The organism is Lautropia dentalis, from assembly GCF_003892345.1.
Classification (GTDB): domain Bacteria; phylum Pseudomonadota; class Gammaproteobacteria; order Burkholderiales; family Burkholderiaceae_E; genus Lautropia; species Lautropia dentalis.
Genome location: NZ_RRUE01000001.1, coordinates 2053403 through 2062961 on the forward strand (window position 1 = coordinate 2053403; position 9559 = coordinate 2062961).

Sequence of the window (9559 nt, forward strand, 5' to 3'; positions counted from 1 at the left end):
CGTCAACAACGGCAGCCTGGCCAAGGTGCAAGCTTCATTGGCCACCATCGCCGACAGCAGCACCTTCAGGTGCCCCAGCCAGCGCTCCACCGTCCCTCGCTCGAACAGCGCCGTGCCGTACTCCACCATCCCCTGCAATCGCCCTTCTTCTTCACCCAGCGACAGCGTCAGATCGAAGTGCGTCGTATCGTGCCCGAATTCCTCCTGGCCCAGCGTCAGACCCGGCAGCTTCAGTTCGACTTCTGCATTGTTCTGCAACACCAGCATCACCTGGAACAGCGGGCTGTGGCTCATGCTCCGCTCAGGGCTCACCGCCTCGACCACCTGCTCGAACGGCACGTCCTGGTGGCCAAAGCCCGCCAGCGTGCGGTCCTTGACCTGCGCCAGCAGCTCCGACACCGTTGCCTGCCCATCCAGCCGTGTGCGCAGCGCCAGCGTGTTCACAAAGAACCCGATCAGCCCCTCCAGCTCGCTCCTTTTGCGGTTGGCCACCGGCGTGCCCACCACCACATTGTCCTGACCACTCAACCTGCCCAGCAGCACCGCAAACCCCGCCTGCAGCACCATGAACAGCGTCGCCCCGTGTCGTCTGGCCAGGGCGTTGAGCCCTTGTGTAAGGCCTTCGTCCAGCTCAAACGGTATTACGCTGCCCGCAAAGCTCTGCACCTGCGGCCGCGGACGGTCCGTCGGCAACTCCAGCAGCGACGGCGCTCCCGACAGTTCCTCCTTCCAGAAAGCCACCTGCTGCTCGAGCCGCTCGCCGCTCAGCCACTGCCGCTGCCACTGAGCGTAATCCACATACTGGATCGGCAATGCCGGCAGCGGATTCTCCTGACCCCGGCTGAACGCCTCGTATAGTGCCGCCAGCTCCCGTGTCAACACACCCATCGACCAGCCATCCGACACGATGTGATGCATGCACAGGTTCAGGATGTATTCCTTCTCTGCCAGCTTCACCAGGCTGGCACGAATCAGCACATCCTGCGTAAGATCGAACGGCCTGTGCAGCGTCTCTTCCGTCAGGGCCTGTTTCGTCTGTTCCCTCTCGGCCTCTGCAAGCTGTGATAGATCGTGATACGCCAGCGCAAACGGCTGCGCCGGCAGTATCCGCTGCACCGGGTCTCCGCCCTCATTGCGCACGAACACCGTGCGCAGCGCCTCGTGCCGGGCCAGGATCGCGTCCAGCGTGCGCTGCAGCGCCTCCCTGTCCAGCTCTCCCTGCAGGCTCAACACGGCCGGCATGTGATACGCCGACCCCAAGTCTTCGAGCTGCTCCAGGAACCACAGCCGCTGCTGCGCCCACGACAGTACCAGATCCTTCGTCCTCTCTGCTGGCTCAATCGGAGCAGTCAGCGCCTCGTCGGCCTGCTGCAGCCGACTGGCAACCGCAGCCAGTGTCGGCGCATCGAAGAGTTCCCGCAGCTCGATCTCCTGACCCAGATCCCGGCGCATGCGGCCCATCAGCTGCACCGCCAGCAACGAGTGTCCGCCCAGATCGAAGAAGCTGTCGTTTCTCCCTACCCGCTCCACGCCCAGCAGCTCCTGCCAGATACCGGCCAGTATCTCTTCCACCGGACCCTGTGGCTCCTCCCAGATATGCGTGACCAGTGCATCTGCATCCGGCGCCGGCAGCGCCTTCCTGTCCACCTTCCCATTGGGGGTAAGCGGCATCGCCTCCAGCTTCACAAACGCACCCGGCACCATGTACGCCGGCAGCTCCGCCTTCAGATGATCACGCAGCCGCTCCACATCCGGCAGCCCCTCTTCGCCCAGTTCCTCACGAGCCGTCCAGTACGCTACCAACCGTTTATCTCCCGGATGGTCCTCACGTGCCACCACCACGGCATCCCGAACCTCGGGCAGCTCTGCCAGTCTCGCCTCGATCTCTCCCAGCTCGATCCGGAAACCACGGATCTTGACCTGGAAGTCGTTCCTGCCCAGATACTCGAGAACACCATCGGCCCGCCACATGCACAGATCCCCCGTTCTGTACATCCGCGCTCCCGGCTCCTCACCGAACGGATCGTCCATGAAGCGCTCCGCCGTCAGCTCCTGCCGGTTCAAATAACCACGGGCTACTTCATCTCCTCCTATGTAAATTTCACCTGCTACTCCAACAGGGCTGATCTCTCCTTCTGCGCCAAGAATATAAACCCTTGTGTTGGATGTTGGCCTACCTATTGGAACACGATCAAACTCTTGAAGGGGTTCACACTTCCAGAAGGTTATACCTGCTTCTGTTGGACCATAAATATTGTCCAGACGGGCCTTGGGCAAAAGCTGAGTGCAGCGACTCTGCAGTGAAAGTGGAAGCTCTTCCCCTGCACACATGATCTGGCGAACACTGCTGAATTGTCCTTGCATGACATGTTCAAGAAGTGCATGGAGCATGGAAGGAACAAAGTTTAAAACCGTCACGCTGTTCTTTTCTATGACCTCTTCTAGATACTGCACATCCCTGTGACCTCCAGGAATGGCCATGACCAAACGTGCGCCAGCCTGCAATGTCGAGAAGATTTCCCATACCGACACATCAAAGCCAATGGATGTCTTTTGTAATACGGTGTCCGCCTCCGTCAGACCGTATTCGCCCTGCATCCAGACAAGTCTGTTCACCACACTACGATGTTCGACCATCACACCCTTGGGCAGACCCGTCGAACCCGATGTGTAGATCACATATGCCAGATTCGACGACGTCTGGCCCGTCTCATTGCGGCTGATCTCCCCTTCTGACTGCTCCGCATACGTCGATTCCTCATCCAGCAGCAGAAGCTCTCCCAGATCACAGCCCTCATCACTCCATGCCGCCGCCTGCAAGCGTTCCTGCAGCCTCTTCTGCGTCAGCAGCACCTGTGCCTGCGAATTCCTGAGCATGTACGCAATCCGGTCTACCGGATACTCCGGGTCCACCGGCACATACGCCGCTCCCGCCTTCAGAATCCCCAGCAGCCCCACCACCGTCTCAAGGCTTCTCTCCACGCTGATCGCCACCAGCGCATCCGGTTTTATCAACGGGGCCCCCGAGGCATCCTTCATCGCCCTCAGCCGGTGCGCCAGCTGATTGGCCTTCGCGTTCAATTGCGCATATGTCAGCTGTTGGTCCTCGTATCGCACTGCCACCGTCTGCGGTGTCCTTTCCACCTGCTGCTCGAATAGCTCATGGATCAGCGCATCCTTCGGATACTCCGCCTGTGTGGCATTGAACCCGTGAATCAGCTGCTTCCGTTCAGAACTGGGAAGCATCTCCAGCTGCAGCAGCCTCCTGCTCGGATCGACTTCCAACGCCTCGACGATTCTCTGTACTGTGCAACCCACGTACTCCAGAACACGCTCCGGCTCAACAACACTGCTATCCGTCTGGGCCGTCAGTGCAAAGTCACTGCCCAGATCATCAATAAACACTGCGAATGGATAGTTGGTACGCTCCCTCCCTTCCACGATCATCATGCCTGAACGCTCAGTCATCTCTTCCGATCCTTGGCTGTGCCGGAAGTTCAGAATCGCGCTAAACGGTGCCACGCCGTTGGCCAGACCACTGCAGTGTTGCGCTACTGCCAGTGGTGTTTGCTCATACTTCAATAAGTCCATCAGTAAGGCCTGGGTTTCGCGCATCGCCTCCAACACACTCACACCCTTTAGCTTTAGCCGAACTGGCAGTGTGTTGATGAACATCCCCATCATTAGGTCCGCTCCGGCCACACCCCCCATGCGTCCCAATAGCACACTGCCAAAGACTACATCATCATGCGACGCACACCGAGCCAGCACCAGCGCATAGGCCACATGGAACAGTGTTGCTGCACTCATGCCCAGCTTGCCCACCCTTTCCCTGATCCGCTGCGACAGCGCCACTTCCAGAAGCTGCGCACTCGCTCTGATTGTGGTGCCATCACCGTGAACGTCCATCAGCCCAAACGGTGCCGTCGGCCCATCCACGTCTCCCAGCATCTGTCGGAAAAACGCTTGCGCATCCGTTTCGCGCTGGCTGTCCAGACTGTGGGCCACGAATGCCCGATAGGACACCGGCGCAGGCAGAGCATCTTCTTTTCCCTCCAGAATCTGCACCACCTCCTGCATCATCACATCCAGCGACACATGGTCGCCTATCACATGGTGACACATCAATACGGCATGACATTGCCCCTCTTCCGTCCTGCCGGTAACACGCACCGGCCGCAGGTTCAGCAACGGTGGCTCGGCCAAGTCCATCGACAGCGGCGCTTCATCCAGATACACCCGGATGCTCTGCAACGCATCGCCCTCATCGACAATCTCCAGCGGCTCCTTCACCAGCTCCGCATGCCGGTACACCACCTGCACCGCATGCGGCAAGCCCTCCCACAGAATCGCCGTGCGCAGCACATCATGCCGTGCCACCACCGTGTTCAGGGCTTGGGCAAAACGTTCGAACTGCTGCCATGAGGCAAACGACACGATGGCAGCGAGTACATACGGATCGTTGTCCCGGTGGAATCGGTGATAGAACAGCATACCTTCCTGCAAGGGCGCCAGCGGGTAGATGTCCTGAATGTTGGCCATCCCTCCTGGTACCATCTCGGCTATACGGTTGATCTGTGCCTGATCCAGTTCCACCAACGGTAGCATATTCGGCGTGATATAGGTGCAATCCTGCGGGATCAGATTGGCTGGCGCCTCCCACGTATCGACCCCCTGCCCGCTGATCTCTGTCGCCAATGCTGCCAGGCTCCCTGCCTGGAACACCTGACGGATCTCTGCTTTCAGACCTGCCTGGCGCAGCTTCTCCACCATGGACACGATCAGCAATGAGTGTCCACCCAGGTCGAAGAAGTTGTCGTGCCGGCCCACATGCTCCACACCCAGCAGTTCCTGCCAGATTCCAACCAGCAGCTCTTCCACCGAGCCCTGTGGCGCCTCGTATTCATGGGTGATCAGCGCTTCCGTATCCGGCGCCGGCAGCGCCTTCCTGTCCACCTTCCCATTGGGGGTCAGCGGCATCGCTTCCAGCTTCACGAATGCCGACGGCACCATGTACGCCGGCAGCTCCGCTTTCAGGTAACCCCGCAGCCGTTCCACATCCGGCAATGCATCCTCGGGAAGTTCCTCATGGGCCGTCCAGTACGCCACCAACCGCCTGTCTCCCGGCTGATTCTTTCGGGCCAGTACCACGGCTTCTCTGATTTGTTCCAGTGCAGCCAGTCGCGTCTCGATCTCACCCAGTTCCACCCGAAAGCCACGAATCTTGATCTGATCATCATTGCGGCCCACAAACTGCAACACACCATCGGCCTGCCAGCAACCCAGATCTCCCGTTCTGTATATCCGCGCTTCCGGCACGTCACTGAACGGATCCTTCACGAATCGCTCTTCGGTCAGCTCCGGCTGGTTCAGGTAGCCCCTGGCCACGCCTTCACCACCAATGCAAATCTCACCCTGCACGCCCAGCGGTGCCGGCTGCCCTTGACCATCCAGCACATAGATCCGTACATTGGCCAGCGGTCTACCGATCGGTGCACGCGCAGCCTCCTGCGCCTTTACTGCATGCGTGGTGGCCGTCACCGTCGTTTCGGTTGGACCGTACTCATTGAGCAGCACAACCCGCTCGCCCTGGCGCTCGGACCAGTGTGACAATGCTCCTGGGTCCAGTCGTTCACCCCCAAGCGCGATCAGTCGCAGCGCTGCAGGCAACTCATCCGGTACTTCATAGGCCAGACGGTGCCAGAACGCCGCCGGCAGGTGCGCCACCGTGACGCCCCACGCCTGACACGCCTGCCAGAATGACACGCTGTCACCAATGCAGGCCTCGTTGCGCAGTACCAGCGTTGCACCTGAAGTCAACGTACCGAAGATCTCCTGGGCCGCCACATCGAAAGCCATCGAGACGAACTGCAGCACCCGGTCCCTTTCTGTCAGGCCATACGCACGGTGGATCGCCGGCAGCAGATTGTCCTGCTGGCGGTGTTCGACCATCACCCCCTTGGGAAGACCGGTCGATCCCGAGGTGTAGATCACATACGCTAGGCTCGTCGAGTTCTGGCCTGTCTCTTCCCGGCCAATGTTCGTCTCGGGCTGACCCGCATACGTCGATTCCTCATCCAGCAGCAGAATCGCTCCCGAACCTCTGTCATCTCCCCGGGCCGCTGCCTGCAGCCGCTGCTGCAGCCTCTTCTGCGTCAGCAGCGCCTGCGCCTGTGAATCCTGAGGTGTACTGTCAACCGTAGACAGTTGCTTTAATGTGAAGTCCGTTCAAAGAAAACCTTGCCTGAAGGCCACTGGCGACTGGTAGCCAAGTGCACTGTGCAGTCGCTGACGGTTGTAGAACACCTCGATCCACTCGGTGATCGCCGCTCGTGCCTGCGCACGCGTGGCGAAACGCCGCTGGTACAGCAACTCGTTCTTGAGTGATCCCCAGAAACTCTCCATCGGTGCGTTGTCGTAGCAGTTTCCCCGCCGTGACATCGACACCTGCATGCCCAGGGCATCAAGTCTTTCACGGTAGCGACTTGCGCAGTACTGGCTTCCCCGATCGGAATGATGCAGTAGTCCGGGCTCGGGGCGGGCATACCGGACAGCCCGGTTCAGAGCCTCCAGTGTCAGCTCGTGTGTCATGCGCTTCGACATGGCGTAGCCGACGATCTCCTGAGTGAACACGTCCTTCACGCCAGCCAGATACAGCCAGCCTTCATCCGTACGCACATAGGTGATGTCCGTCAGCCAGACCTTGTCCGGTGCGTCGGCACTGAAGTCCTGGGCCAGCAGATTGGGCGCCACAGGCAAGGTGTGTGCCGAGTCCGTGGTCGTGCGAAAGCAGCGTTTCTGCCGGCAGCACAGGCCCATCTCGCGCCGCAGACGTCCGACACGATCCCGTCCGACCTTCTGTCCCTGGTGCCGCAACAGCGCATGTACGCGTCGCACCCCATAGGTCTGGCGCCCCGCCTCGTGAGCCGCCCTGATGTGAACACGCAGGCGCTCGTCGTCCCTGGCCCGTTGGCTGGGCTGGCGCTTGAGCCAGGCCAGATAGCCGCTGCGAGAAACCTCCAGAGCCCGACAGGCCACGGTCAACGGGTACCCCTTGCCGTGAACCCTGTCCTTCAGGAACGCGTACCTTGCAGGGACTCCTTCGCAAAGTACGCGGCGGCCTTTTTTACGATCTCTCGCTCCATCTCGGCACGGGCCAGCTCCCGGCGCAGTCGCACCACCTCGGCCTGAAGCTCCTCGCGGCTGGCCTCGGCCACACCCGAGAATGGCTTGCTCGGCCCCTTGGCCTTGACCACCCAGTTGGCCAGTGACCCCTTCGGAACCCCCAGCCTGGCGGCGACCTCGGCTTGCGAAAGTCCCTGTTCAAGGACCATCCTGACGGCTTCCGTCCTGAACTCGGCTGTGTAACTCTGATTCTGTTTCATCCGTTGACCCTCCATGGCCATTCTCCCTCATGTGGGTGTCTACGGAAGTCAGGCTACCTCATCCCCGAGCATGTACGCGATTCGATCTGCAGGATACTCCGGGTCCATCGGCACATACGCCGCTCCCGCCTTCAGGATCCCCAGTAGCCCCACCACCATCTCCAGACTGCGCTCCACACTGATCGCCACCAGCGCATCCGGCTTCATCACCGGAGCACCCGAGGCATCCCTCATCGCCCTGAGCCGGTGTGCCAGCTGGTTGGCCCTGGCGTTGAGCTGGACGTACGTCAGCTGCTCGTCCTCATACCGCACCGCCACCGCTTGTGGTGTCCGCTCAACCTGCTGCTCGAACAGCTCATGGATCAGCGCCTCTTTCGGGTACTCGGCATCCGTGGCATTGAACTCTCTGATGACCTGCTCTCGCTCCTCCTCCGTCAACAGTGGCAACTGAGCCAAAGTGCAGGCCTCATCGGCCACCATCGCCGACAGCAGCACCTTCAGGTGGCCCAGCCAGCGCTCGACCGTCTCTCGCTCGAACAGCGCCGTGCCGTACTCCACCATCCCCTGCAATCGCCCTTCTTCTTCACCCAGCGACAGCGTCAGATCGAAGTGCGTCGTATCGTGCCCGAATTCCTCCTGGCCCAGCGTCAGACCCGGCAGCTTCAGTTCGACTTCTGCATTGTTCTGCAACACCAGCATCACCTGGAACAGCGGACTGTGGCTCATGTCCCGCTCTGGCTGCACCGCCTCGACCACCTGCTCAAACGGCACGTCCTGATGTCCAAACCCCGCCAGCGTGCGATCCCTGACCTGCGCCAGCAGCTCCGACACCGTTGCCTGCCCATCCAGCCGTGTGCGCAGCGCCAGCGTGTTCACAAAGAACCCGATCAGCCCCTCCAGCTCGCTCCTTTTGCGGTTGGCCACCGGCGTGCCCACCACCACATTGTCCTGACCACTCAACCTGCCCAGCAGCACCGCAAACCCCGCCTGCAGCACCATGAACAGCGTCGCCCCGTGTCGTCTGGCCAGGGCGTTGAGCCCTTGTGTAAGGCCTTCGCCCAGCTCAAACGGTATTACGCTGCCCGCAAAGCTCTGCACCTGCGGCCGCGGACGGTCCGTCGGCAACTCCAGCAGCGACGGCGCTCCCGACAGTTCCTCCTTCCAGAAAGCCACCTGCTGCTCGAGCCGCTCGCCGCTCAGCCACTGCCGCTGCCACTGTGCGTAATCCGCATACTGAATCGGTAGCGCCGGCAGCGGATTCTCCTGCCCCTGGCTGAGCGCCTCGTACAGCGCCGCCAGCTCCCGTGTCAGCACACCCATCGACCAGCCATCCGATACGATGTGGTGCATGCACAGGTTCAGGATGTATTCCTTCTCTGCCAGCTTCACCAGGCTGGCACGAATCAGCACATCCTGCGTAAGATCGAACGGCCTGTGCAGCGTCTCTTCCGTCAGGGCCTGCTTCGCCTGTTCCCTCTCACCCTCCGCAAGCTGTGACAGATCGCGATACGCCAGCGCAAACGGCTGCATAGGCAGTATCCGCTGCACCGGCTCTCCGTCGTCTGCGCGCACGAACACCGTACGCAGCGCCTCGTGCCGCGCCAGGATCGCATCCAGCGTGCGCTGCAGCGCCCCCCTGTCCAGCTCACCCTGCAGGCGCAGCACGGCCGGGATGTGATACGCCGATCCCAGGTCTTCGAGCTGCTCCAGGAACCACAGCCGCTGCTGCGCCCACGACAGTACCAGATCCTTCGTCCTCTCTGCTGGCTCAATCGGAGCAGTCAGCGCCTCGTCGGCCTGCTGCAGCCGACTGGCAACCGCAGCCAGTGTCGGCGCATCGAAGAGTTCCCGCAGCTCGATCTCCTGACCCAGATCCCGGCGCATGCGGCCCATCAGCTGCACCGCCAGCAACGAGTGTCCGCCCAGATCGAAGAAGCTGTCGTTTCTCCCTACCCGCTCCACGCCCAGCAGCTCCTGCCAGATTCCCGCCAGCACCTCTTCCACCGGTCCCTGCGGCGCCTCGTACATGTGTGTGACCAGCGCTTCCGCATCCGGCGCCGGCAGCGCCTTCCTGTCCACCTTCCCATTGGGCGTCAGCGGCATCACCTCAAGCTTCACGAATGCACTCGGCACCATGTACGCCGGCAGCTCCGCCCTCAGGTGATCCCGCAGCC

3 protein-coding genes are annotated in these 9559 nt (G+C 61.2%); all 3 read right to left on the minus strand.

Annotated elements, in window-relative coordinates:
* On the minus strand, positions 1-6207 hold a 6207-nt coding region (locus EHV23_RS07965), incomplete at its 3' end, for an amino acid adenylation domain-containing protein (RefSeq protein ID WP_275265097.1).
* A 21-nt stretch (positions 6208-6228) separates the two neighbouring features.
* Positions 6229-7385, minus strand: a protein-coding gene (locus EHV23_RS07970) for an IS3 family transposase (RefSeq protein WP_125095427.1) whose coding sequence is annotated in 2 segments (ribosomal slippage) — positions 6229-7130 and positions 7130-7385 — 1158 coding nt in all. Because the reading frame shifts where the segments join, the coding sequence is not laid out codon by codon here.
* 48 nt (positions 7386-7433) lie between these two features.
* Positions 7434-9559, minus strand: a 2126-nt coding sequence (locus tag EHV23_RS07975; protein WP_203228910.1) for a condensation domain-containing protein, incomplete at its 5' end; no start/stop codon positions are given.